Source organism: Maritalea sp., assembly GCF_051251695.1.
Lineage (GTDB): Bacteria > Pseudomonadota > Alphaproteobacteria > Rhizobiales > Devosiaceae > Maritalea.
Window position 1 is genome coordinate 92,351 of sequence record NZ_JBPOEU010000002.1, and the last position, 25,427, is coordinate 117,777.

Here is a 25,427-nt window from a genome sequence, read left to right on the forward strand (position 1 = left end):
GCGTTGTTGGGAGAAACCAGATGTGGATCGCTATCCGCTCAGCTTGGCCACTGTTTATCGGCATGATTTTGCTGATGGTCAGCAATGGCCTTCTTTCGACAATTTTGACTATTCGTGGACAAGAAATCGGCTTTTCCGAATCCGTGATCGGCTTTGTGCAATCTGGCTATCCCATCGGGTTCATCTTTTCCTGCTTCATCACCCCACGCCTCATCTCAAGCGCTGGGCATGTAAGGGTGTTCGCTGCGCTGGTTTCCATCGCCAGCACGTCCGCGCTAATTCACCTGATTACCTATGATCCCTATAGCTGGGGCGCGATGCGGGTTCTCTCGGGGTTTTGCTTTTCTGGCATTTACATCGTTGCCGAAAGTTGGCTCAATTCCGTTTCTGACAACAAGAACCGGGGCTCGCTGCTGTCCGCCTATTTCGTCATTCAAACCGCTGGCTATATGATCGGTCAGCTCATGCTTGGCCTATCGCAACCCGGCGACATCAGCTTGCTCATCTTCACGTCGGTAATCCTATCGTTCGCGCTGGTGCCGATCCTTGTCACCGCAACAACACAACCATCCATCGAAGATCCACAACGGGTCACCATAAGCGAGCTATTCAAACTGTCACCTATGGCAATGATTGGTGGCTTCGCGACCGGCATCGCCAATGGTGGGTTGGTTTTTGTGACAGCACTTTACGCCAGAAATGTTGGTTTGAGCGTTAGCGCGACGGGTTACCTGCTCGCCATTTCGACCTTTGGTGGATTGCTCATGCAATTCCCACTGGGCACTCTTTCTGACAAAATTGATAGACGTATGGTCATTACGGGCTCAGCGTTCATCACGTTTTTTGTGTGCGTGTTTATGCTCGTAGCACCCAACGCCCAGTCGAATACGTATACGCTGTTCGGCGGGTTCTTACTGCTCGGTGGGTTCACGCTGCCCATTTACTCCATATGTATGGCGCACATGAATGACCACATCAAACAAAGCCAAATGGTTGCGGCATCTAGCACATTAGTGTTGGTGTTTGCCGCTGGCATGGTTTTGGGGCCAATTGTGGGCTCCCTTGCGCTGGATAATATCGGCGCGGATGGCATGTTCATGATGTATATTGTTGTCGCCAGTATTTTAGCGATCACAGGTATCCAACGGATTATGCTGAGCGATAAGAAAATCGTTAGCGGTCGAGATATTGTGCCGATTACCAGCACGAGCACACCAGAAGCAACACAAATCCAATTGGACGACTAAGGGAACACTTGCACGCCCAAATGGGCCAAAACTGTTGCCTGCTGGTCTTCGCTGATTTTAATGCCATCATAGCCGGAAAGCTCGCCCAACATAAACCCTTCCAGCCGCGCACCGCGCAAGTCAGCTCGGTCAAAATTGGAACGGCGTAGTTGTGCGCTAGTAAGATCACACCCACTCATATCCGCGTTCAAAAATATGCAAGAGCTTAAATCAGCATGGCAAAAACTTGACCTGCTTAAATTGCAATCGCCAAAATCAATACTGGGCATATTGGCATCGTCAAAAATGGTGGCAATTAAATTGGCCCTCGTAACGCGCTGAGCGCGTCCATAAGTGCGGGTGAACGTTGCCTCGCCAAAATCTGCGCCGTTTGCTTTGCTATCTTTAATCGAAATGTCGAACAAATCTGCGCCAACAAAACGGGCTGAAGACAGGTTACAATTTGAAAACTGGGCTTCGCGCATTTCGGCATAGGAGAAATCAGTTCCCTCACCCCGTTGCGAGTCAAAAAATCCACAATGATCAAACGCCGCATCACCTAACTTAGACCGTGAAAATGAGCATCCAGAAAACTGACAATCAGAAAAACGCGCTCCGCTTAAATCGCAATCAATCCAACGACAGTTTTTAAACTTCACCCGCTGGGCCACCAATTCTTCGAGTTGATCCGGATCAAACTCCAAACCGTCAATTTCCACTTCAATGAGCGGTTTTTGATCTTCCAACAAAAGATCCAATTGGGACTGATCAAGGAAAACATAATTTGTCATGGGGCGACTCGCGGCTGGATTATGCCGATACCATAAAGACATGCGGCGGCGGCACAACCACCGCCGCATGAAACGTTGTTAATTCTGATTAAGAGACTTAGCCGCTTCAACAATTCGGATAAATTCAGCTCGGTAACCAAAGCGATCAGCACCACGGCTTGATTGAGCCAACGCAGCGATCTCATCAAAACTGAAACCTTCAATATAGCCATTATCGCGCAGCTTTTGCCCAAATGCAGCCACTGCGGTGCCGAACTGAATATCGTCAGATAAGTTTTCAGCAACATTGGATTGATTGACAGGCAATTCAATCAATGTGCTCTGGTCCGCGTTTGGCAATTTATAGCGCATTTTGAAATAGCCATATTCGTCGGAATTTGCATTGGCATCAGATGACGTGGACGACGACGCGTCTTGACCATAACGCAATGGGTCCACAGGTTGAGCACCATCAGCAGGTGTAAGCTCATAAATTGCCGTCACAGAATGGCTAGCACCAACGTCCCCGGCATCAATCTTATCATTGTTGAAATCTTCGCGGTTCAATGCGCGGGTTTCATAACCAATCAAACGATAAGCCGAAATTTTTGCAGGATTGAACTCCATCTGTATCTTTACATCCCGCGCAATCGTTTGCAGGGTAGATCCGACTTCGTTCACCAGCACTTTGCGCGCTTCGGTAAAACTATCAATATAGCTGGCATTGCCATCACCATTTTGCGCAAGCGCCTGCATCAAAGCATCATTATAGTTGCCCTTGCCAAACCCAAGCACCGAAAGGGAGATCCCTTTGTCGCTTCTTTGTTTGATGAAGTTCTTGAGCGCGTCAGGGTCTGAAATACCAACGTTGAAATCACCGTCTGTCGCCAGAATGACCCGGTTCACACCATCATTATTTTTCGCTTCATCTGCCAACCGATAGGCCGCCTCAATGCCTGCCGCACCAGCAGTGGAACCGCCGGGTTGCAACCGATCCAGCGCCTCAACAATTTTGCGCTTTTGAGAACCCTTTGTTGGCTCAAGCACGACACCCGCTGCCCCAGCATATGTCACGATGGACACAGTGTCCTCATCGTCCATTTGATCAACAAGCAGTTTAAACGCACGCTTAAGCAAAGGCAGTTTATCCGCATCCTGCATAGAACCAGACGTATCGATCAAGAACACCAAATTGGTTGGCTGTTCCAAAACGTTTTGCGGCATATAGCCCCTAATCGCCACATGCATAAGCTTGTGTTCGACATTCCAGGGCGCGGGGAACACCGTGATTTTTGGCGCAAATGGTTTTTCGGCACTTGCAGGGGCCGCATAATCATAAGTGAAGTAATTGATCAGTTCTTCAGTACGCACTGCATCTTTTTGCGGTAAATATCCGCTTTCGATAGAATTGCGAACATAAGCATAAGACGCCGTGTCCACGTCGATTGAAAATGTCGATACAGGCTGGTCGATGGTCAGCTTAATCGACCTGTCCTCAAACGCCTCGAACTGATCGCCGCCACGTGCATCAACGGGTTGATTGTTCAAGGCTGGTGGAGCGCTAGCGCCCTGAGTTGCCAATTTGCTCACGGCTTGGGGCGCGCGTACCTGACCGGAAACCACCGGAGCCGTTTCTTCCATCGCCATTTCTTGCTCAACTTCAGCCAGAACAGTTGGCTCAGGCAACGGCATGTTGGTCTCGTCGCTTAGTTGAGCCGTTTCGTCCTTCGTTGCCGTTAAAACCGACGGCAGACCATCTGCACCCTTACTCAATTCAACATCAGATTTGTCAACGTTAGACTTGTCAGCAGCGGATTTGGTTTCGCTGGATGGCAAAGTAATATTGTTGTCCAAACGCGGCGGTGTAAATGAGGTGTTGTTCATCAACTGCCAGCTTAGGGGCACCACTAACAAAGCCGTAATTGCAGCGGTTACAGGAATTCGCATATCCATCAAATTAATCCTTCTTAATGGGCTAAAGATGGACATAAGACGCGTCGGCCACGAGGTTCCTTGGAAACTTTCTGAATTATTTTCAGTTTCATCAAACGCTTCCATAGCAAGCGCCATCGCACGGCGCTTCGCGTCAGACGAAGAAGGCGGTGTTTCAACTGATTTCAGGTGCTCAAGTTTTTTATCAATTTCAGTCATCGGATTACAAAAGCCCCTTCAATGTTTTCTTCGCTTCATGCACATACCAAGATACAGTTTTCTCTTTGCAGCCCATGATCGCCGCACATTCGGCATGGCTCATTTCTTCAGCATAAATCATCAACATGGCATCACGCTGTTTTTCAGGGAGCTGTCGCACCGCTGTCCAAATTTCATTTGCTGCGGTTTGGTCTTCTTGCGTTGAGGGGGTATGCGAAACACCGACCAAGCTCAACGCCTCAACATTGCGCCCACGCCGCATCGACTGGCGCTGGTGATCGCGCACGACATTAAGGGTCACACGGTAAAGCCAGCTTGAAAACTTCGATCTACCATCAAATTGACGGACAGCTTTGGCCAACTTAATCACGACAGTTTGCGTGATATCCTCAGCGTCGCCCTGATCGCCAAGCCATTTATAAGCCACACGAAAAATGAAATCATATTGGAGGTCAATAAGGTCAGCAAACGCCTGCCGATCACCATTGGCCGCAAGCTTTGCCAACGCCTCTGGCGAAGTTTCGGATGGTGATAGATTTTCAGCCAATATCTGTTCCAAACAAGCGCCCAATTGCTGATCCCCTTGGGTATCAAACAACTATAAGACGATTGTACGGCATCAATCCTTGGAAATAAATCAGATTAAATTTTGGGCGATGTTAGATCGCCCAAAATTAGTTTCATCCAAGTACAGCTTTGGTGATTGTATAGCCCGCATATGCAGAAACGGCAGATAAAACACCACCCCAAACAATATCCACTACCACGACGTCCCAAGACCAGCCTTTGAGCGTTGCCACATTGGTAATATCATAGGTCGCATACGCCAACAGACCAAACACCGCTGCGTTTACAATGGCGGTTGAAGTTGATCCATCCTTAAGCGCTGGAATTATCGCTAGGTGCACAATACCCATTACATAGAATAGGTAAAAAATAGATGCAGCAAGCAAGTTTGGTTGCTCAAGCAACAATGGGCCCAAGCGGTCGAAATAGAATTTACGTGCAACAAAGCTGAGCCAAACAAAATCTATACCCAGAAAAACAATCAAAGTTGCTATATATGCGACGAAATACTGAGTCATTTTCAAATCCCCTTGTTGCCTATCTAAACGAACGAGAACTGAATTTGGTTCACTCATTTATTTTGTGATCCATCTAGCACCATGAACCGTTTGAACTATAATAGTTTTTAAAGTGTGGGGCATTCGATGCAAAAGTTGAACATCGCGATTATTGGTTCAGGAATCTCAGGGTTAAGTTCAGCTTGGCTTTTATCCAAATCCCACAATGTTACGATTTTTGAAGCTGGTAGCTACTTGGGCGGCCACACCAACACTGTTGATGTCGAAACAAAAAATGGCACCATCCCGGTAGACACCGGTTTTATTGTTTACAACGAGCCAAATTATCCAAACCTCACGGCGTTATTTAACTACTTGGATATTGCGACCCATCACACAGATATGAGTTTTGCCTTTTCGGTGGACCGAGGACGGTACGAATATTCAGGTTCCGGCGCCAATGGTTTTTTCGGCCAACGCAGGAACTTCGTCAATATTGATCATTGGCAACAACTTAATGACATGATGAGGTTTTTCAAAACAGCGCCGACGCGGATTGCAGCCTACAACGACAATATTAGTCTTGGAGAATATCTTCTGGCCGAAAAATTCTCCCCGTTTTTCATCAACAACCACGTAATTCCCATGGGCGCAGCTATTTGGTCGACCGACGTGGCCCGAATGATGTCATATCCAGCAAAAACATTTATCGATTTTTATGCCAACCATGCATTGTTGAAAATTAAGCAAAAACCAGATTGGCGTTCCGTGATCGGGGGTGGCCGCAGGTATATTAACCGTTTGTTGGAAGACGGTAACTTTAAAACCGTTCTAAATAATCCGGTTAAGTCTGTTATCCGACACACCGACTGCGTTGAAATAGTCAGTGAAAGCGGGAAAATCGAAAAATTCGATCATGTTGTCATGGCGACGCACGCGGATACAACTTTGGCATTGTTAAATCAACCTGATGCGTCTGAATCAAACCTTTTAGGCCAATTCCCTTATCAGTTGAATAAGGCGGTGCTACACAGCGATACCAGTTGGATGCCAAAACGCAAAAGGCTTTGGTCGTGTTGGAACTATTTAAAAGATAGCGCCAGCGATGAAGATCAATTGTGCGTCACCTATTGGATGAACGAATTGCAGGAGTTGCACACAGATCAGGATCTTTTTGTCACACTGAACCCAACGGGGCAGATCGATGAAGACCTAATCTATTCAGAGTTTGACTATCAACACCCCGTATTTAACGCAACAGCGATTCAAGCACAAAAATCCCTTTGGGAATTACAGGGGCAAAACCGCACTTGGTTCTGCGGCGCATATTTCGGTTACGGCTTTCACGAGGATGGAATTCAGTCTGGGCTAGCTGTAGCTGAAACATTGGGCAATGTAAGACGACCATGGAACGTTGAGAATGAGTCTGGGCGCATACACGTTCATTCGCCAAGCGAAAAAGTAGCCGCTGAATGACCAATACGCCCAACGCAATTTATAAAGGAACGGTTACCCACAAGCGTCTACGCCCGGTTAAACACGGGCTAAGCTATGGTGTGTTTAACTTATTATTGGATTGCGATGAAATTGACGATCTGGCCGGAAAACTAAAGTTCTTCTCGCATAATAAACCGAATTTGGTCAGCATTTACGATAAAGACCATGGCGACAGCAAACAGCTCGGCGCTTACTTGCGGGAGTTAGCGAAAAGCGCGGTTCCAGAAACGTCGATCGCCTCATTTAAGATGCTAGCCTACCCCAGAGTTTTTGGTTACGCCTTCAATCCACTAACCGTATATTTTGGATTGGATGATGACGGCAAAATCCGGCTGATGGTCTATGAGGTCAACAACACATTCGGCCAACGACATACTTATGTAATTCCTGCTGAACAACGCCCAGATGGCATGATCTGGCAAAATTGCGAAAAACAGTTTTATGTTTCCCCATTTAACGATGTGAGCGGCAATTACACTTTCCATGTCACACCAATTGCCGAAAAACTCACGGTGGGAGTTGCTCTTCGCGATAACGATGGGCCAATTCTAAACGCCTTTTTTGCCGGCCACCGTCAACCCTTTTCAGATGGCCAATTGATTAAGGCAATAATCGGCACAGGATGGATGACGGTTAAGGTGATGGCAGGAATTCATATTGAGGCGCTCAAATTGTGGTTCAAAGGCATGAAAATCAAACCACGCCCAGAGGCACCAAAGCGTTCAATCGAAATCGTAAAGAAGAAAACAAATCCCGCGGAATAGTCAACACGATTATTAAGCCATAATACGCTTCATTGCCCAGAAGAAAACCCCGTTAGGCAAAATCCGCATCAACTTCATCATTGTTGTGAAGCGCCAAGGGAACCTGATTTCAAACCTCCCTGCATTCAGGCCTTTTTCAATCTCAATTGCTGCTTTGTCTGGCGTAATCAGATCTGGCATCGGAAAGGGATTATCGCGCGTCATGTCGGTATCCACAAACCCAGGATTGATCACTGAAACTGTAATCCCGTATTGCTCGAGTTCAGGCTTCAACGTCTCGGCCAAATTTATGAGAGCCGCTTTGGTTGGGCCGTAGGCAACAGAGCGCGGTAGGCCGCGATACCCAGCGACTGACGCGACAATAGCAATATGCCCCTGTCCTCGAGCTTTCATCAATGGCAGAAGTTTTCTGAGCGCATAAATCACGCCCATATAGTTCACTTCCACACCCTGACGAACTTTCTTAACATCCATGTCGACGGCGTCCATCAAAGACCAAGCGCCAGCATTGAGCACCGCCAAATCGATGGGGCCACTTTGTTCAATTGCACCAATTGTTTCGCCGACATCTTCTTGGCGGGTCACATCAAGTGGAAAGGCATCAATATTTGAGGCTTTATTGACCAATTCAGCCAACTTATCTTTAGATCGGGCAGAAATGGCAACCTTATCGCCTGATTTCGCCATGCGCTCAGCAAGGGCATAACCAATGCCTGAACTCGCTCCAGTAATCCAAACATGACGACGATTTTTATTTTGATTGTCCATTGTCAAATCTTAAAAATTGGTTGCAGTAAACGTTCAACAAAGCCCTTGAACTGGGTAGGCTTCTCTGTCGCCACCAAGCATATGCAGCTAGCACCAGCTTCTACAATTGGCTGATGATCAACATGCTCATCCAAGTCTGCGATGTCCCCTGGTCCAAAGCGACCAAAGCGATCTGTATAGGCACCAGAAAGAATGAGCGTCATTTCCACACCGCCATGCCCATGTTCAGGCACAGCCTGTCCAGACTCAATGTTGAGCAGATAGAGCGAAGATGGAACATCTTTTCCCAAATCAATATCGTGCTTGGAAATTCCAGGCGCAACTTTCTTCCATTTAATGTCAGATGTTTGCGAACCGATAAAGCGCTGCAACGGCAATGGCACATCGCCCGTTAACTTCACGCGAGCTTTGGGGAACTGGTGGATATTAGTGGCCAGCTCGCCATCAACATGCTCTTCATCTTGCGTGTCGATTGCTGCCATCAATTTCAAAAACGCATCTTGATCAACTGCATCCCCAACTTCGCGTTCAAGCAATGTTCCGCCTAATTGCTCTGCATCGCGTGCTGCAAGACGGCAGGTATCACACATAGCAATATGCGAAGCCACTATGACTGAAAAAGCACCATCAAGGTCGCCACTTGCGTAACGAATTAGGGTAGCGTCATCTAGGTGATGGATCGTTTTCATCGCACCGCCTCCAATTTGTTTTTTAATTTACCATATGCCAGCCGCATTCTAGATTTCACCGTTCCAATGGGCAGTGAAAGCTTTTTGGCAATTTCGCTTTGGCTAAGATCGGCAATGAATGCCAATCGAATTACATCCCGTTGATCGCTCGGCAGTTCATCTAAAGCCGCACTGACACAGGTTTCACGTTCAAATTGCAAAACCTGTTCGTCACTAGCTTTATCGTCGGTTGCAATTTCCATTTCATAAACGTCCTCATAAGGACGAGATGAAGCCTTACGGAACAAATCTATCCGCGCATTACGCGCAATCGTAAATATCCACGAACTTACCGTGCCTCGGTCTGGCGAAAATTGCGATGACTTTCGCCAAACAGTCATCATTACATCCTGCATTAAATCCTCAGCCTGCATAATATTGGTCCCGCCTTTAAGCATCATAGCTTTAATTCGGGGCGCAAAATATTCGAAGAGAGTCTGAAATGCTTGCCGGTCTTGGCGTTCACCCACCATAGCAATGAGCCTGCGGTGTTCGCTCGCCAATTCGGTTGCCGACTTATGGTCTATATCACTCACAAGTTTTAATGCCAATCGCATGTTGCAGTCTCCCAAATCTATAAGCGTTACGCATGGAAACGTCGAGTGGATTACCGCAAATTGAAATTTATTAAACATTTTCGGCAATTGAGATACAAATATCCTTTGCCCATCAAACAGCCTATTGATCTGCTAGTTGTCTTCAAACCAGTTCAATGGAAATACCGCTATTGGAAATCGCTTTGAGGTGGGATTGATCTGTTCCTCGTTCTGTAACAAGAGTGTTCACGATGTTGACCGGACCGATTTGATAGGCTGCGGCAGTTCCAATTTTATCTTCATTGGCGACCGCCATCATTTCAGAAGACACTTCAATCATTGCGCCAGTTGTCATCTCACTTCGTTTGTCAAAATTTCCAGCAATCAAGACAACTACAGCTTGTGGGTGCTCAGACAAAGCCACTGCAATCTGAGGGCTTTTGGTTATTGCTCTAAGTGGCATGGACTTCGGCAGAGGGGTAGGCATCCTCGTTCTATCGGCAAACCTCGAAATCGACGCGGTTTTCTAGCTGGTCAGAAATTCACAAGTTGAAGCGATAAAACGAAAATAGCACCGCCACTCACATCGACAGAGCTTCTTGCACATCCTTAGTCCAACCAAGATGCAATGTATCCTTAAGCTCAATGACGGGGCGTTTCATCAACGAGGGGTTTTCAACCAGCAGTTCAAGGGCAGGTTTGGTGCGATCAGCTTCACTGAGTTGTCGCCACGTTGTGGATTTTTTGTTGATCAGTTTATCTTCGCCGAACGCTTTCAGGAATTGAGAAAGCTGTTTCTCTTCTAAAGGAGACTGGCGCACATCGACAAACGTCACCTCATGGCCCTTCGCTTCCAACATCTTTTTTGCCTTGCGGCAGGTGTCGCAATTTTTCAATCCATAAAGCTTCATCGTTTTACTCTTTATCGTTTAACATGGAATTACGCAGTTCAGGAAATGCTATTCCATCATATCCTTCACGGCTTTTTCCGTGCCACATGGCCGTTAAAACGGCCTCCTCGACCGCCTCAACAGCTCCCAGGAACATCTGATCCAGCAGCGATTCATTCAAACGCTCAAACTGAACTGTGGCTTTTCCAACGTTGGTTTGAGCCTGATTGGCAGTTGAAAACGCCAATGCGATATCGCCGCTGCCATGACCCAGAAAACTACCCATTCGCCCCAGCGCTGCACTCGAACGGCTCGCGACGCGTTTTAGTTGCCGAGAACATAGGGGCGCATTGGTGGCCAAAAGGATGATGATTGACCCCCGATCTGGTGTCTCATTTTCGCCGTTCGTTTCTAAAAGTCGCTTACCACAAAACCGAAACTCGCTTTGTTTGCCAAAGTTCGAAAGTACCAGCGCGCCAATCGTATATTGAAGGTCATCGCCAATTTGCACCAAACGTGATGCACTGCCGACCCCACCAGCAAAACCAAAGCTCTTCATGCCGGTGCCCGCACCGACAGACCCCAGCTCAAATTCAGCTGCTGCGCTATCCAGCGCTGCTTGGGCCATATCTTCACTGACATGCAGCGCTTGAATATCGTTAAGCAGTCCATCGTTACACTCAAACGCAAGAGGATTGACGGTTGGCAGTTTGCGACCAATTTCGGGATTTTGCGCTATTGCGCGTTTGGTCAGAACGGTTGAACAGGTCGGCATGGCAAACGTATTGCTCAATAAAATTGGTGTTTCAATTTGCCCCAATTCCTTCACCTGCACCAGCCCAACGCTTTTACCAAAGCCATTAAGCACCGCTACACCTGCTTCCAATTTTTGAGAAAACATATTGCCAGAATGCGGCAAAACCGCAGTCACGCCGGTACGAGCCGAACCATCATTTTTCGTGCAATGGCCGACGCGCACGCCAGCAACATCGCTGATCATGTTTGTTGGTCCCGTCGGCAAACGCCACCAACCACTTGTCAGGTTTTCAAATTCGGGATCGCGCAAAACTCACTCCAACTTAAAGGCTTTAAAGCATTCCACTCGAGATGAGCGCCATCGCCATGATTGAGCCAATGACGTCTTGATAATTGTCAGCAACAAACGTGACCCGGAGCGCATCTTTTCGTTGCACAAATGGCAGTAAAACGGCACCGTCCGCAAAGGCTTGCTTGGTGAAGGCGATTTCAACGTTGAGCGGCGGCACAATTAACTGATCAACTTTTGCGCCAGATGCGTTGCGTACAACTTTTGTGACATCTGCTTCGATAAGTTCCCGCGCTTTTTGCGGCGAAAGCGAATTGGTTGATGCAGCGCCAATCGTGTTTTTCACAACGATAGATTTTGCGTTCGGGAATTGGTTGGCAATTTCGGCCGCAAGATGTTGATCGCCGCTTACCGCGAGCAAGGGCACACCAATTTGGGCGGCATACCCACCAAACAGGGTTGGTTCCCCAACCATTTGGCCGTTTATTTCAATGCGTTGAAACGCCAACCCGCTGATCGTGTGCGCCAATACTCCAAAGTTAGAAGCTGCTGCATGATAACCAATCAGAATGACACCCGCATGATGTGGTTCTATGCCCTCAATCATCGAGAGCGGCCGCATAATGCCCGCCACCACCCTTGCGCGCGGGTCTAGATCTTCGGCAATCATGTTGCGCATTTTGCCGTGTGAATCTGCCACAGTGACTTCAGTTGCGCCGCCCGCAAATGCACCTCGAATTGCAGCATTTGCTTCTTGTGTCATCAGACGACGAGCAACTTCATATTCAGGATTGCCAGTTTGGCCTTGAATACCGTCTGACACCCCAGCTACACCTTCAATATCGACCGAAATAAAAATATGCATAAAACACCTCAAAGTTCGAACGGCACATAACGACTTGCCAGTCCTACCAAATCAGTTGACCCATTTAATTGCAAACGGTCAGTCTTTACCCCACCACATCAACGCCAGGGGCACAAAGAAACTCAGATAGAACAACCGCGCTATATGGTGAGTAGCGACAAATGTTGGATCAAGATCTAGGGCAAACGCCATCGCTGCCATAACTTCCACCCCACCGGGCGCGAACGCTACCACCAGTTGGGCGATTGGTAAGTCAACAAAGAGCGACAATAAAAATGCAAATAGAACAGCTGCAAACATACCCACAAACGTAATCGCCATGCCTGCTGAAAAGGCCTTTTTCAGTTCAACATAGCTCACGCCGGAAAACCGCGTGCCGATCATGCTGCCCAAAATTGTAAGGGCTGGCAGGGTCAACCATTCAGGCATATGCCCTGAAACGATACCTGTTAGGTGACTAGTGAGCGAAATAAACATGCCCGATAGAACGAAGGCTGCAGGGACTTTAAACTTTTTAAAACCAAGTCCTAACAACGCGGCAACGGCCAAACTGGCCGCAACCCAAGAAAGGGCCATAAAGCTTGTGGGACGAGAAAAGCCATTCGCCGCCAACCCAGACCAAACGACAACCATGGGCACCACCAAAGTCAGTGCCAAAACACGGATGCTTTGTACGATGGACACCAAACGGATATCGGCCCCCGTGTCCATGCCCAGCCCGATGACAAAACTCAAATGCCCCGGCGAAGCGCCCAACACTGCGGTTTTTGCGTCATATTTCCAATATTTCTTCAACACCCATTGGCTGAGAAAAAACGCGGCCGTTACTGTTATAACGATGGTCGCAAGACTAAACGGCCATTGTTTTGCGCTTTGATAGACCTCAGGGGTAACGCTGGTCCCCATCGATAGACCAATCACCAAAAAGGAAATGTCTCGCACGCGAGGCTCGAACGCCAGCTTGACCCCCAAAAGGCCAGCCAACGTAACCGCGATAGATGGACCCGTAAGCGCGGGTGCAGGTAGTTGAATGGCAAATGCCAAAACAGCACCAACACTGCCAATAAACAGCGAGAGGATTGTTTTTCGCCACAATGCGAAATCTGTCATAATTATCACCACATATTTGTTCGAACCGATTACCCGCTTGTGCCGAACATTTGTGGGACGATAGGCAAATCTCTAAAAAAAGAGACTCAACGGGGAAAGCATCAAAATAATACGCAGCCTTGGCCATCATCGCAAGATGAAAGAGCGAAATTTCGAACAACTTAGTGCTTGGCGACATTGGGGGATTATGCCAATCTCGGCCAAAAGCTAACTTCCCTTCTGCTCTCCAAGGCGTATTTCATCATGTACCAAAATATGAGCAACCTGGTTGCGCAAACCGACTTGTCTGTTCTGGATTTACGTTCAGATACGGTGACACAACCCACCGCTGAAATGCGTGCCATTATGATGGACGCAAAAACCGGTGACGATGTTTACGGCGAAGACCCGACCATCAACGCGTTGGAAGAAAAAGCAGCCAAGACGCTGGGCAAAGAGGCGGGATTGTTTTTGCCTTCAAGCACCATGTCTAACCTTGCCGCGATGCTGGCGCACACAAAACGCGGCGAAGAAATTATCGTTGGTCGCCCCTACCATATCTTTAAATATGAGGCCGGAGGCACTTCGGTTGTTGGGGGCACATTCCCCTACCCGTTGGAGATAGCCGCTGATGGCGGTCTTAAACCTGCCGACATTGAAGCCGCGATAAAACCAGACGACCCGCACTTTCCCGTTTCAAGCATATTGAGCTTAGAAAACACCCATTCGGGTCAGGCAATTTCGCTTGAACGCATCCATGCAGCACTTGATGTTGCGGACAAACATGGACTGAGCAAACACTTAGATGGCGCGCGTTTGTTTAACGCCACCACCAAACTTGGCATCACCCCAGTTGAATTGGCGGCACGTTTTGACAGCGTCAATATTTGCCTTTCCAAAGGACTTGGTGCGCCCGTTGGTGCCGTGCTGGTGGGTGCAAAATCGACAATTGCAGCTGCATTGCGTTGGCGCAAAATGTTGGGTGGCGGTATGCGACAAGCCGGCATTTTGGCGGCGGCAGGCATTTACGCTTTAGACAATCATATTGCGCGTCTTAAAGACGATCATGACCGCACAGCCACATTGGCAAATGAACTGATCGCGCTCGACACGCTAAAAGTAACCTACCAAGACAATCAAACCAACATGGTCTTCATCGAACCTGCCCAAAAAGACATAGAACCGTTGCGCCAGCATTTGGGCAAACGCGGCATCAACTTGGCAGGCGGTGAATATATCCGGATCGCCATCCATTTGGACATTAATGATGATGGCATTACCCGCATTGTTGACGGGTTCAAAAGCTATTACGGCTCCTAATTTGGGGCCATCGATGATCAAAACGAAATTTAACAACAATCTTTGGGCGAAAACCGCAAATCCAGTAAATCCTCTCCCTCCATTGGAAGGAGATATAAAAGCTGATTTGATCATCGTCGGCGGCGGTTTTACCGGCTGCTCTGCCGCGTTGGAAGCATCAAAAAACGGCCTTAGTGTCGTTTTGTTGGAAGCGGAAACCATCGGATTTGGTGGCTCAGGCCGCAATGTTGGGCTGGTCAACGCCGGCCTTTGGACGCCGCCAAACGAAGTCGAAGATGTTCTGGGAAAAGACGCAGGGGAAAAACTCAACACGACACTCGCCGCAGCTCCTGATCTGGTTTTCTCACTAATCGACAAATACCAGATTGATTGCGACGCAACCCGCAACGGCACTTTACATTGCGCCCACTCTAAATCCGGTCTGGTTGATCTTCAATCTCGGTTTGACCAACAAACAGAACGCAATGCGCCGGTTGATCTCCTGAGCCAATCAGATACCAAATTGCGCACTGGAAGCAACGCCTTTCACGGCGCGCTTTTCGATCCACGTGCAGGCACCATTCAACCGCTTAGTTACTGCCTCGGACTTGCAACAGCCGCAATAGGAAAAACCGCGCAGCTTTTCGAAAAAAGCCCAGTGACCCAAATTGTTCGTGAAAACCAAAAATGGTTGGTCAAAACAGAACGTGGCACAGCAACAGCACCCAACATCATTGTCGCCACGAACGCGTACACGAACGGTGAGGTTCCCGAACAGCAACCGCAATTCTCACTGGTTCACTATTTCCAACTCGCAACCGAACCGCTCACTCAAACAGAACGGCAAAACATATTGCCCGCGCTTGAGGGATGCTGGGACACAGCCATGGTCATGTCTTCGTTCCGGTTTGATCGAGACGGTCGGTTTTTGCTCGGCTCGGTCGGGTCACTGAACCATGCAGCATCTAGTGCCCACAAGTTTTGGGCGCAAAAGAAATTGGCGGCTCTTTACCCACAGCTCGCCGGTAAAAAGCTAGATTATGCGTGGCACGGCCGCATCGCCATGACCAAGGATCACTTGCCAAAGATTGTCGAATTTGGACCAAATGCGTACAGTGTTTTTGGATATTCAGGTCGCGGCATTGGCCCCGGCACTGTTTTTGGCACCGCATTGGCGCGATCCATTAGCACAGGCGACAAATCGCATTTGCCCGTCGCGCCGTTGAAGCAATATCGTGAACAAATGACAAGCCTATCCAGCCTTTATTATGAAGCTGGAGCAACCCTTACCCATGGTGCATTTGCCATTGGACGCAAAATGGTCGGACGCTAAATTTACCCTTCGGCGACATGCCGTCCGGCTAAGTCATCCAAAATCGGGCAATCGGGTCGATCATCCCCATGGCAATTTTTGATCAGAACAGACAAGGTGGATTTTAGCGAATTCAGCTCTTTCACCTTTTGCTCAATCAGCGCAATTTTCTTCTTCGCAATGTGTTTTACGTCAGAGCTGGCGCGATCTTCATCATTGTAAAGTGACAGCAATGTTCGGCATTCGTCTATGGTAAAACCCAGACTGCGCGAACGCTGCAAAAAACAAAGCCGATGAATATCTTCGTCGCAGTAGTCACGATAGCCATTATCCGAGCGGGCAGGTTTTACGAGTTCGATTTCCTCGTAATACCTTATCGTTTTGGCCGGCAACCCAGAACGCGTTGCTGCGGCTCCAATGTTCATCGCCCAGCCCGGTCCCGGCAACCATAGGTCACCATAAGCTCGGCAAGTTCTTCTTCGTTGAAACCAATTTTTTCGGCCAACTTGATCATACGATCGAACTCTTTTTGTTCAACAGGACACATCTTGTTTCCTTTCAATTTGCACAAGGGCTACAATTTCAACCCACGTAGTCTTAAAGCGTTAGAAATAACAGATACGGACGACAAGCTCATGGCCGCTGCTGCCAACATTGGCGACAACAATGCGCCCGTGAGTGGATAAAGAATGCCAGCAGCAATCGGCACTCCAAGCGAGTTATAAGCAAACGCGAAAAACAGGTTTTGCTTGATATTGCTAATCGTCGATTTGGACAATTTGTGTGCTCGCACAATGCCAACCAAGTCGCCTTTCAACAAGGTTATGCCAGCGCTCTCGACAGCCACATCGGCCCCAGTGCCCATGGCCAAGCCCACATCAGCAGCAGCAAGCGCCGGTGCATCATTGACGCCATCGCCAGCAACCGCAACCTTTAGCCCTTTAGCCTGAAACGCCTGCACCAATGATTTTTTATCTTGTGGCAAAACTTCTGCATGCACTTCATCAATGCCCAACTGGTCACCAACCGCTTTTGCAGTGATCGCGTTGTCGCCCGTTGCCATAACCACTTTAAGTCCGCGGCGATGCAATTCATCAATCGCTTCTTTTGTTGTTGGCTTAATCGGGTCCGCAACAGCAATCATCCCTGCATATGCGCCCTCAACGGCAACAAACATCACCGTTTTGCCCTCAGACTGCATTTTGTCCGCAACGACAACCGATGCAGGCAGGTCAATTTTGGCGTCATTCATCAAAGCACGATTGCCAAGCAAGACGTGCTTGTCCTCAATTTTTCCGCCAATACCCTTGCCGGTGATCGCTTCAAAGTCTTCAACTGGACGCATTCTTGCGCCTTGCGCCTTTGCTGCTTCATAAATTGCTTCGCCCAGTGGGTGCTCTGAATGGCTCTCCAGCGAACCGACGAGCGAAGTCAGTTCACCAACCTCAATTCCCTCTTCAGGCAATACGTCAGTAAGCTGCGGACGTCCTTGGGTCAGCGTGCCGGTCTTATCAACAATAACCACGTCCACTTCCGCCATACGTTCTAACGCTTCCGCCTCACGCACCAAAACACCAACTTGGGCTCCACGTCCGGTTGCCGTCATCACGGACATTGGTGTCGCCAAGCCAAGCGCACATGGGCAAGCGATAATCAAAACCGATACACCGGCGACGGTTGCGAACACAATCGATGGTTCAGGCCCCACAAGCAACCAAACCACAAAGGCAATAATTGCAGCAGCAACAACCGTGGGCACAAAGTAGCCAGCGACTTTGTCTGCCAAACTCTGGATCGGCGCACGCGAACGCTGCGCGGATGCAACCATCGCCACAATCTTGGACAACATGGTTTCATCGCCAACTTTTTGGGCCTCGATCACGATGGAGCCGTTCTTGTTTAAGGTCCCCCCCGTAACATTGGCACCCACCGTTTTTTCCACCGGCACAGGTTCCCCTGTGATCAAGCTTTCATCAATATTGGTCTTGCCCTCAACAACAACGCCATCAACCGGCACGCTTTCGCCAGGCCGAACACGTAGCTTGTCTCCGCCTAGTATGTTTTCCAACGGCGCATCATATTCGGTGCCGTCTTCATTGATCCGGCGTGCTTTTTTCGGCGCAAGGTCAAGCAATGCGCGAATAGCGTCACCCGTGCGCTCCCTCGCGCGCAATTCGAGCACTTGACCAACAAATACCAAAGCAATAATCACCACCGCCGCTTCAAAATAAACCGGCGCGTGTCCGCCCACCAAAATCTCGGGCGGGAATATTTGCGGCACAATTGTAGCCAACAAACTGAAACCATAGGCCGCAGTGACGCCAAGCATAATCAGCGTCCACATATTGTAATTGCCAGTTTTGATCGACATCCAGCCGCGTTCGAAAAACGGAAACGCAGCCCATAAAACAACGGGGGTGGCGAGCAACAGCTCTAGCCAAACAGCAGTATTTTCGCCAATCCACGCGCGAATAGGCAGGCCAACCATTGGCCCCATTGTCAAAATCAATAATGGAATGGCCGCCCCAATGCTCACCCAAAGTCGGCGGGTAAAATCAATCAGCTCATGGTTTTCGCCTTCCGGCACACCATCCATCGGCTCAAGCGCCATACCACAAACCGGACAAGTTCCCGGTCCCTCTTGGACGATTTCAGGGTCCATGGGACAAGTATACATAGCATTCTTTGGCGCAGCTTTTGCCTTGCGTTTATTGGCACCAGACAGATAAAAATACGGATCAGCCTCAAACTTGTCATGGCACTTTGGATTGCAAAAATGGTAGTCCTGACCATCATGCACAAGTTGCGGCTTACCAACCCCAAGCTTCACATTCATCCCACATACAGGATCAACCGCGCTATCCACCGTTGAGCCAGCATGGCCATGATCATGCCCACAACCACATGGTTTTTCTGCCATTTTTTTGTCTGTCACCGCGTCACTCACCGAACTTCCACCATCAAATGTTGAATTTGATACTCTATATAAAGATTACAGTGAATGGAAGGTCAAGGGGGCGATGCTCAATGTTCGACATAATTACCTAATCCCAAGTCAAAAGCTTAAGTCTTCTCATTCCATTTCGCAGCACCGTCACGAACAAGTTGGACAAACGTATCCCGCAACTCCATCAAGTCATTCAACTCTGACTTTTTCTCCGAATTTGCGCAGGCATCCAAAACAAAGTCAGCGGTGCGCATCACATCCCGCCAACGCGGATTTTTCGGTAAAGTTTCGATATTAAAGTACTTGTCGAGCGTTCGTGTTTGCAACGATGAACGGTCTAAATGTACGCGCCAAACCCCACTTTCTTCTGCCAACTCAAACTTGTTGCTCTTTCGAATTTCCTGCCAAAGCGCAAATGATGCGTTCATCAATGCCACCGTTGTGTGCCGATAATCATCATGTTCAAATTTTGATTTGGGTGCGCTAGGAGTACTTTCGTCTGTGACCAATGCATTGCTTTTGGGCATATCAATAGCTTCGAGGGCTTTTTGCACCACCCCAATATTTGGTAACTCCCCAACCGAGCGCGTATTTTTGTGCGGCAGTAAAATCATACTAATCCCACCGCCTGCTTCCTGAACCATCTCAAAAGCAGAAATTTCAAATTCACCTTTAACATTTTTCCAAGTGCTAAAAATTTTATCCGAAGCACCGTTTTCGGTACATTTGACGTAAAGCTGCTGGAAAACACCCTCAGGCAACAATTGGCCCACGTTCGCTTGCTCGTCCTCCAAATTGAGCCAGCCCCGCGCATATTGGTTCGCATAAGTCACCCGCCCCAATTCGTCCGCGCAAACCAAACCAATATTCAATGTATCCAAAAGGCTGGCCATACGGCTTTGCGAAAGCCGCAATGCATCTTCAACTTGGATGCGTCGGTGCATTTCTTGATGCAACAAGGCATTTTCGTGCGTAGCTTCACGCGCCTTTTGCGCTTCAAGCATGGTGCTAATTCGAGCGAGCAATTCATCTTTTACAAACGGCTTAACTACATAATCGTTCGCGCCCGCTTCCAATCCTGCAATTATGTCCCGCGTTCTACTGCGCGCAGTGACCATAATGATGGGTAAATCAAGTCGATCATATCTCTCACGAAGACGCCTTGCGACCTCTAGCCCGCTCAAATCTGGCATCATAACATCCAAAATGATCAAGTTGGGCTTCGCATCCTCAACCATTTTCAGCGCACTCATACCATTATCGGCTGTGCGGACTCCAAACCCCTGCGGAAGCAAAACATTACGAAGCACTTGCAAATTGATAGGCTCATCATCCACCACGAGAATGTCTGGTGCGCCATGTCGTTTTGGAGCTTCATAAGCGAGTTCCAAATTGTCTGAACTGTTAAGTGTCTCATGATAGCCATCGGCAATTCCAGCTATGGCTGGCAAACCTTCAAGCTCAAAGTCTGCTGGCGTTGCTGGTCGCAGCTTCAAAGTGAAACTTGACCCCTCACCAATTGCACTTGAAGCCACCAACTCACCGCCTAGCAAGGTCGCTAATTGCCGCGCAATCGTTAGTCCAAGTCCAGTACCGCCCGTTTTCCGTGCGGTGTCTACACCATCAGCCTGTTCCAGCGGTTGAAACATCCGACCTAAGTCTTCCGCCGAAATGCCAACTCCAGTATCAAGGATTGAAATACTAACCCAATCCAAATTTGCTTCAGCATAAATACGGATGGAGCCAGCTTCTGTATATTTGATCGCATTACCGACTAGATTATGCAGTATTTGCTCCATTCGCACAGGATCAGCCATAACAAGCGGTGTATCGTTTGCGATGTCCACACGCAGCGTTACCGGCTCACCACGCAATAATGGTTCAGAAAGCTGCAAAACATTTCGAACACTGGTCGCCACATCCACTGGATGCATATCAAGCCGCATCCGCCCTTGTCGAATGCGATACAGGTCTAACAGATCATCAACAAGACGCGATAGTTTTCGGGCGCTAAAAGTTATCAATTGCAACTGCGAGCGCTGTCGCTCACTTAGATCACCTGCCGCCCCAGCGGATAGGGTTTCTGAAATACCGACAATACCATTTAATGGTGTACGCAACTCATGAGACGTATTGGCCAAGAAAGTATCTTTTATCCTATCTGCTTCTTCCAATTGTGCATTTTTTTCTTTGATTGCGGCGACATTGACGTTGATCTGTGAAAGCTGCTCACGCACCGCGTCGCGCATACGCCCAAAGCTGTCAGTCAGTCGCTTAAGTTCGATTGGTTTATCAATCGTTGGCATGGAACGGTTTAAGTCCCCCGCAGCAATGGCCTCCGCCGTGCTGGTGATCCGCAGAATGGGACTAGTTGCGCTGCGTGCCAATTGAGCTGCAACCCAGAACAAAATAGGAATGGCAAGAAGCGCCAAAGTAACAACTGTCTTAATCAAAGTATCTGCAGACGAATAGGCTTCCGATGCAGGCACTTCACTAATAACTTTCCAATATTTATCGAATACCTGCAAATCACCAAATGCAGCTAATGCGGCACGATTTGAAAGCCCTTGATCGACAATGGCGGTGCCAGAAATTGACGCCAAGCCTTGAGAACCGGGAGGTCTTTCCCCAATCACATAGTTGCCGTCAGCTGGTTGGCTGAGGACTTGTTGACGCGAGGAAAGTAAGTATATCTTCCCTGCACCATTTGTTTCAGATTGAACAATATTTTCAATTCCGTCTGTGGGAAGTCTTAGTACCAGCATTCCACTCGGACGGGAATAAAAGTCAATTTTAACCCCTACATAGGCGGCGAACTCACCGGTTACCGGATCTTGGTCAAAATCGCCAAATGCAATATTTTGTTCGGGCGGTGACGAAAGTAGGGCACGCGCTACATCAGCAACAGGCGATCGGGCAACTGCGCCGTCAATTTCGGCAGCGAGATAGTTGTCCTTCAGAACAGAATAAACAATACGCCCACGATTATTTATTAGATACAGATTGTCATATTCTGATGAAGCTAGAAACGTCTCATATTCAGAATGAAATTGGCTGTGCATATTATCATAGATCAGCGCAGAGCTAATCAGATCGTTGCGGTCGGCTTCGGCGCCACCTGCCCCGACACCAAAAGCAGCACGCAGAATACGCGCCGCCGACTCAGGTTCGCTAGAGATTTCTCGAAATGCGTAGCTAAATCCGTAAAATTCGCCGATGGAATATCTTACAATATTGGTCTGGCTCAGCGTATCAGCCTGCCGCGTTGCAAATTGCAAATATTGCAAAATCTCACTTCTTTTGGCTTCATTCACAAACTCTAATTTTGCAAAATTTTCCCCTTCTACATTTCGGATAAGCACATAGAAAAAAGTCGCACTGACAATCAGCAATGGGATGAGGGAAATACCTGCAAACGCTAGCAATAGGCGTGCATGTAATCCTTTTGGCGCAAACGAAATTGAGCGCAGAAATTTCACGTTTTTCCTCCCGCCACCTAATATCACGATGGCCCCTATCTCTGTTCGGCTTCTATCAAATTATTGCAATGCCAAGAACTCAAACAACACGTCAATTTACAGTTTTTACGATTTTACAGCGGATTTTGCAGGGCCAGCCAAGTGACTCTTGGTATTGAATTGGTTTCCAATAAGATTTCCGGTAAACGAGGTTAGGTCAAGTTCCATTTCGTCGTTTACGGAACGAGGGATTCGCAAGCAACAAACTTTGCATGCGAATTGGAGGTTTATATTTAGGAGGAATTCCCATGCGTTCTAGCTTGATTTTGCCTGCGCTCGCGTCAGCATTTTTAATGACAGCAGCAGGTGCGAAAGCAGAAGTAATTTTAACGGCCGTGCCGCACCAAACAACAGCATTCGCCGAAATCTACAACCCATTCAACCAAACAGGCGATGTACGCTCAGTGCGCGACTTTATGTTCGAGCAATTGGTTGTATTTAATCGTATCCAAGGCGGAAAAGCAGAATATCGATTGGCTGAAAGCTTTGAGTATTCCGATGATTTGACTTCTGTGACTTTCAAAATCCGCGATGGCGTAAAATGGTCTGACGGCGAAACGCTTGACGCAAACGATGTCGTTTTTACCTTCAATCTAATCAAAGAACATCCAGCACTTGATACCCGGGCGATTTGGGAGAAAATAGCCGGTGTTGAAATGTTAGACGACCATCATGTAAAAGTGACCTATAAAGAACCAAGCACGGGTCTCATCTATGATGTGGCGCGCATACACACTGTTCCAGAACACATCTGGTCGTCGGTTGAAGACCCTGTAAGCTTCACCAACCTTAATCCTGTCGGTTCTGGTCCTTTGACAGAAATTCGTCGATTTACACCACAAGAATATATCCAGTGTCGCAATCCGCACTATTTCCAAGCGGACGATCTAGCCATCGACTGCATGCGTTTCCCACAAATCGCAAACAATGATCAAACCTTGACTGCTGCCGCCAAAGGCGAGTTGGATTGGTTCGGTTCATTCTTACCCGATATCGAAAAAACCTACGTTGCAAAAGATCCGGAGAACCACAAGTATTGGTTCCCAGGCGGATCACTTGTTATTTTCAATCTGAACATCAATTCTTCAGAGGAAGGCAACAAAGAAGCGTTTAGCGATGTCAATTTCCGTCGCGCATTCTCAATGGCGATGGACCGACAAGCCATGGTTGATATTGCCGGTTATGGATACCCGACTATCAATCAGTATCCGTCTGGCTTGGGCCGTGGATATCACGCTTGGAACAACCCTGAGGCAGACGCACAATTTGGCAAGTTCACTGAATATAACGTCAAAGGTGCAGCAGCGCTTCTTGCAGAAGAGGGCTACAAGGACACGGATGGCGACGGCTTTGTTGAAACACCTTCCGGTAAACCAGTGGCGTTTGATCTAATTGTGCCCAATGGCTGGACTGACTGGGTGAATACAGTTCAACTAGCAGTTGAGGGTCTACACGAGGCAGGTATAAACGCACGTGTTTCAACCCCAGAAGCGGCCTCTTGGACCCAACAATTGCTTGACGGCTCATACCAAGCTGCAATCAACGCACTTGTTGTTGGTGTAACCCCGCACATGGCATTCGATACGTTCCACTCTTCAAAAGCTGGCGCAAGTCGTTTTTCTGCAACGGGCTATACCAATGGCGAATTGGATGGCTTGTTGGATGGTTTCTTTAAAACCAGCAACGAAGCCGAGCAGCGCGAAATCATGGACAAAGTTCAGATGATTTTGTCTAAAGATATGCCGCACATACCAGTATTCAACAATCCATACTGGTACCAGTACAACACAGCTCGCTTTGAAGGCTTCTTCTCAGCTGATAATGACCAAGCTGTGCCAACTGTGCATGACGGCAATCCCGAGCGCATTCTGCATCTGCTTTCAATCAAACCAAAAAGCTAATCGCTCCCCGATTGAAAGTATGAGTTGAAGGGCGGTACGTTTTGTATCGCCCTTCGCCCAAACCCAGCGGATACCCATCATGTCCTTCATCTTCAGAAGAATTCTATTTTATATCGTCGCCTTTTTGGTTGCAGCTACTATCAATTTTTTACTGCCTCGCCTGATGCCGGGAAATCCCATAGACATCATGTTTGCTAACGCCAGCAACAGCTTACCCCCTGAAGCAAAAAAGGCGCTTGCAGAAACATTTGGACTGGTAGACCGCCCGCTACACGAAGAATATTTCATCTATTTAAAATCCGTTTTTTCATGGGACTTTGGTGTCTCCATTAAAAAATACCCCCAAACGGTGCTTGAAGTGCTGATGCAAGCACTTCCTTGGACACTTTTCCTGGCTGGCACATCAGTTATAATCTCATTCTGCATCGGTTCTATTTTGGGTATCTATGCCGCATGGAGACGTGGCAGCATGTTTGACAGCTTCATTTCGCCGTCAGCACTTGCAGTGCAGTCCGTTCCACCCTTGGTTATCGGCATCACAACTCTTTATATTTTTGGAATAATGCTGGAATGGTTGCCGACCAGTTATGCCTATAATCCTTCTTTGGATCCAGGCTGGAATTGGGAGTATCTCTCCTCAGTCGGGCATCACGCACTGATGCCAGTCTCCACGCTCGCCTTTGTATCTATCGGCGGATATCTAATTACTATGCGCAACAATATGATAAGCCAACTAGGCGAAGAGCATGTTGTAATGGGGCACGCTAAAGGTCTTTCAGACGCCCGTGTTCGATATAATTATGCTGCCCGAAATGCGCTTCTACCCTCAATGACAGCCTTCGCACTAAGCCTTGGCTCCGTCATGGGTGGGTCATTAATCATCGAGATCGTTTTCAACTATCCCGGGCTTGGCAATATCCTTTTTCAAGGCATCATCGCCCGCGATTATCCGCTCATTCAGGGCCAGTTGATCATTATGACATTGGCGATGTTGACCGCAAATCTAGCGATAGATTTTGCCTATATCTTCCTCGATCCTCGGCTGCGGAAGGCGTAA

At 48.1% G+C, this 25,427-nt stretch carries 23 protein-coding genes; 7 read left to right on the forward strand and 16 right to left on the reverse strand.

The features are described from left to right. The first annotated feature begins 20 nt into the window (after positions 1-20). Positions 21-1,247, forward strand: a complete 1,227-nt coding sequence (locus ACSHWX_RS01485; protein ID WP_435666401.1) for an MFS transporter — start codon at positions 21-23, stop codon at positions 1,245-1,247. Here ACSHWX_RS01485 and ACSHWX_RS01490 read toward each other — a convergent pair. The 4 genes from ACSHWX_RS01490 to ACSHWX_RS01505 form a co-directional block, all read right to left on the reverse strand. Then, positions 1,244-2,017 (reverse strand): pentapeptide repeat-containing protein, encoded by a 774-nt coding sequence (locus ACSHWX_RS01490; RefSeq protein WP_435666402.1) that lies wholly within the window; start codon positions 2,015-2,017, stop codon positions 1,244-1,246. The two genes, ACSHWX_RS01485 and ACSHWX_RS01490, sit on opposite strands and share 4 nt — an antisense overlap. 78 nt (positions 2,018-2,095) lie before the next feature. Next, complete coding sequence (locus ACSHWX_RS01495; protein ID WP_435666403.1) at positions 2,096-4,147, reverse strand: vWA domain-containing protein; 2,052 nt, start codon at positions 4,145-4,147, stop codon at positions 2,096-2,098. 4 nt (positions 4,148-4,151) lie between these two features. Further along, positions 4,152-4,694, reverse strand: a complete 543-nt coding sequence (locus ACSHWX_RS01500; protein WP_435666404.1) for an RNA polymerase sigma factor — start codon at positions 4,692-4,694, stop codon at positions 4,152-4,154. 133 nt (positions 4,695-4,827) lie between these two features. After that, positions 4,828-5,232 carry a DUF2177 family protein gene (locus ACSHWX_RS01505; RefSeq protein WP_435666405.1) on the reverse strand — a complete coding sequence of 135 codons (405 nt, stop codon included), beginning with the start codon at positions 5,230-5,232 and terminating at the stop codon, positions 4,828-4,830. A gap of 126 nt (positions 5,233-5,358) precedes the next feature. Between ACSHWX_RS01505 and ACSHWX_RS01510 the strand changes: the two genes are divergently transcribed. Continuing rightward, complete coding sequence (locus ACSHWX_RS01510; RefSeq protein ID WP_435666406.1) at positions 5,359-6,687, forward strand: NAD(P)/FAD-dependent oxidoreductase; 1,329 nt, start codon at positions 5,359-5,361, stop codon at positions 6,685-6,687. Next, on the forward strand, positions 6,684-7,472 hold the full coding sequence (locus ACSHWX_RS01515; protein WP_435666407.1) for a DUF1365 domain-containing protein: 789 nt from the start codon (positions 6,684-6,686) through the stop codon (positions 7,470-7,472). Before ACSHWX_RS01510 ends, ACSHWX_RS01515 begins: the two co-directional genes overlap by 4 nt. Before the next feature lie 12 nt (positions 7,473-7,484). Here ACSHWX_RS01515 and ACSHWX_RS01520 read toward each other — a convergent pair whose 3' ends face one another. From ACSHWX_RS01520 to ACSHWX_RS01555, 8 genes are all read right to left on the reverse strand, one after another. Further along, the gene (locus ACSHWX_RS01520) at positions 7,485-8,240 is read right to left on the reverse strand and encodes an SDR family NAD(P)-dependent oxidoreductase (RefSeq protein ID WP_435666408.1); all 756 of its coding nucleotides are present in this window, start codon (positions 8,238-8,240) and stop codon (positions 7,485-7,487) included. Between the two features lie 2 nt (positions 8,241-8,242). Then, a complete protein-coding gene (locus tag ACSHWX_RS01525) occupies positions 8,243-8,929 on the reverse strand; it encodes a ChrR family anti-sigma-E factor (RefSeq protein WP_435666409.1) in 687 nt (228 codons plus the stop codon). Next, on the reverse strand, positions 8,926-9,525 hold the full coding sequence (locus ACSHWX_RS01530) for a sigma-70 family RNA polymerase sigma factor (protein ID WP_435666410.1): 600 nt from the start codon (positions 9,523-9,525) through the stop codon (positions 8,926-8,928). Before ACSHWX_RS01530 ends, ACSHWX_RS01525 begins: the two co-directional genes overlap by 4 nt. 142 nt (positions 9,526-9,667) lie before the next feature. Then, positions 9,668-9,859, reverse strand: a complete 192-nt coding sequence (locus ACSHWX_RS01535) for a hypothetical protein (RefSeq protein ID WP_435666411.1) — start codon at positions 9,857-9,859, stop codon at positions 9,668-9,670. 226 nt (positions 9,860-10,085) lie between these two features. Beyond that, positions 10,086-10,415 (reverse strand): Spx/MgsR family RNA polymerase-binding regulatory protein, encoded by a 330-nt coding sequence (locus ACSHWX_RS01540; protein WP_435666412.1) that lies wholly within the window; start codon positions 10,413-10,415, stop codon positions 10,086-10,088. A gap of 4 nt (positions 10,416-10,419) precedes the next feature. Next, positions 10,420-11,460 carry a P1 family peptidase gene (locus tag ACSHWX_RS01545; protein ID WP_435666413.1) on the reverse strand — a complete coding sequence of 347 codons (1,041 nt, stop codon included), beginning with the start codon at positions 11,458-11,460 and terminating at the stop codon, positions 10,420-10,422. A gap of 22 nt (positions 11,461-11,482) precedes the next feature. Next, positions 11,483-12,304, reverse strand: a complete 822-nt coding sequence (locus ACSHWX_RS01550) for a M55 family metallopeptidase (RefSeq protein WP_435666414.1) — start codon at positions 12,302-12,304, stop codon at positions 11,483-11,485. A 78-nt stretch (positions 12,305-12,382) separates the two neighbouring features. After that, complete coding sequence (locus ACSHWX_RS01555; RefSeq protein WP_435666415.1) at positions 12,383-13,414, reverse strand: AbrB family transcriptional regulator; 1,032 nt, start codon at positions 13,412-13,414, stop codon at positions 12,383-12,385. A 255-nt stretch (positions 13,415-13,669) separates the two neighbouring features. On the opposite strand from ACSHWX_RS01555, the gene ltaE reads away from it, so the two are divergent. Both ltaE and ACSHWX_RS01565 read left to right on the forward strand, forming a co-directional pair. After that, the gene (ltaE, locus tag ACSHWX_RS01560; RefSeq protein ID WP_435666416.1) at positions 13,670-14,713 is read left to right on the forward strand and encodes a low-specificity L-threonine aldolase; all 1,044 of its coding nucleotides are present in this window, start codon (positions 13,670-13,672) and stop codon (positions 14,711-14,713) included. A 13-nt stretch (positions 14,714-14,726) separates the two neighbouring features. Beyond that, on the forward strand, positions 14,727-16,025 hold the full coding sequence (locus tag ACSHWX_RS01565) for an NAD(P)/FAD-dependent oxidoreductase (protein ID WP_435666417.1): 1,299 nt from the start codon (positions 14,727-14,729) through the stop codon (positions 16,023-16,025). Between the two features lie 2 nt (positions 16,026-16,027). On the opposite strand, the gene cueR is transcribed toward ACSHWX_RS01565, so the two are convergent. From cueR to ACSHWX_RS01585, 4 genes are all read right to left on the reverse strand, one after another. Further along, on the reverse strand, positions 16,028-16,429 hold the full coding sequence (cueR, locus tag ACSHWX_RS01570) for a Cu(I)-responsive transcriptional regulator (RefSeq protein ID WP_435666418.1): 402 nt from the start codon (positions 16,427-16,429) through the stop codon (positions 16,028-16,030). After that, positions 16,426-16,551 (reverse strand): hypothetical protein, encoded by a 126-nt coding sequence (locus ACSHWX_RS01575; RefSeq protein ID WP_435666419.1) that lies wholly within the window; start codon positions 16,549-16,551, stop codon positions 16,426-16,428. The genes cueR and ACSHWX_RS01575 overlap by 4 nt, the downstream gene beginning before the upstream one ends. A gap of 27 nt (positions 16,552-16,578) precedes the next feature. Continuing rightward, complete coding sequence (locus ACSHWX_RS01580; RefSeq protein WP_435666487.1) at positions 16,579-18,924, reverse strand: heavy metal translocating P-type ATPase; 2,346 nt, start codon at positions 18,922-18,924, stop codon at positions 16,579-16,581. Between the two features lie 143 nt (positions 18,925-19,067). Beyond that, complete coding sequence (locus ACSHWX_RS01585) at positions 19,068-22,430, reverse strand: response regulator (RefSeq protein ID WP_435666420.1); 3,363 nt, start codon at positions 22,428-22,430, stop codon at positions 19,068-19,070. 287 nt (positions 22,431-22,717) lie between these two features. On the opposite strand from ACSHWX_RS01585, the gene ACSHWX_RS01590 reads away from it, so the two are divergent. Then, positions 22,718-24,370, forward strand: coding sequence for an ABC transporter substrate-binding protein (locus ACSHWX_RS01590; protein ID WP_435666421.1), 1,653 nt, complete (start codon positions 22,718-22,720; stop codon positions 24,368-24,370). A 79-nt stretch (positions 24,371-24,449) separates the two neighbouring features. After that, positions 24,450-25,427: an ABC transporter permease gene (locus ACSHWX_RS01595; RefSeq protein WP_435666422.1), complete on the forward strand. Its 978-nt coding sequence runs from the start codon at positions 24,450-24,452 to the stop codon at positions 25,425-25,427.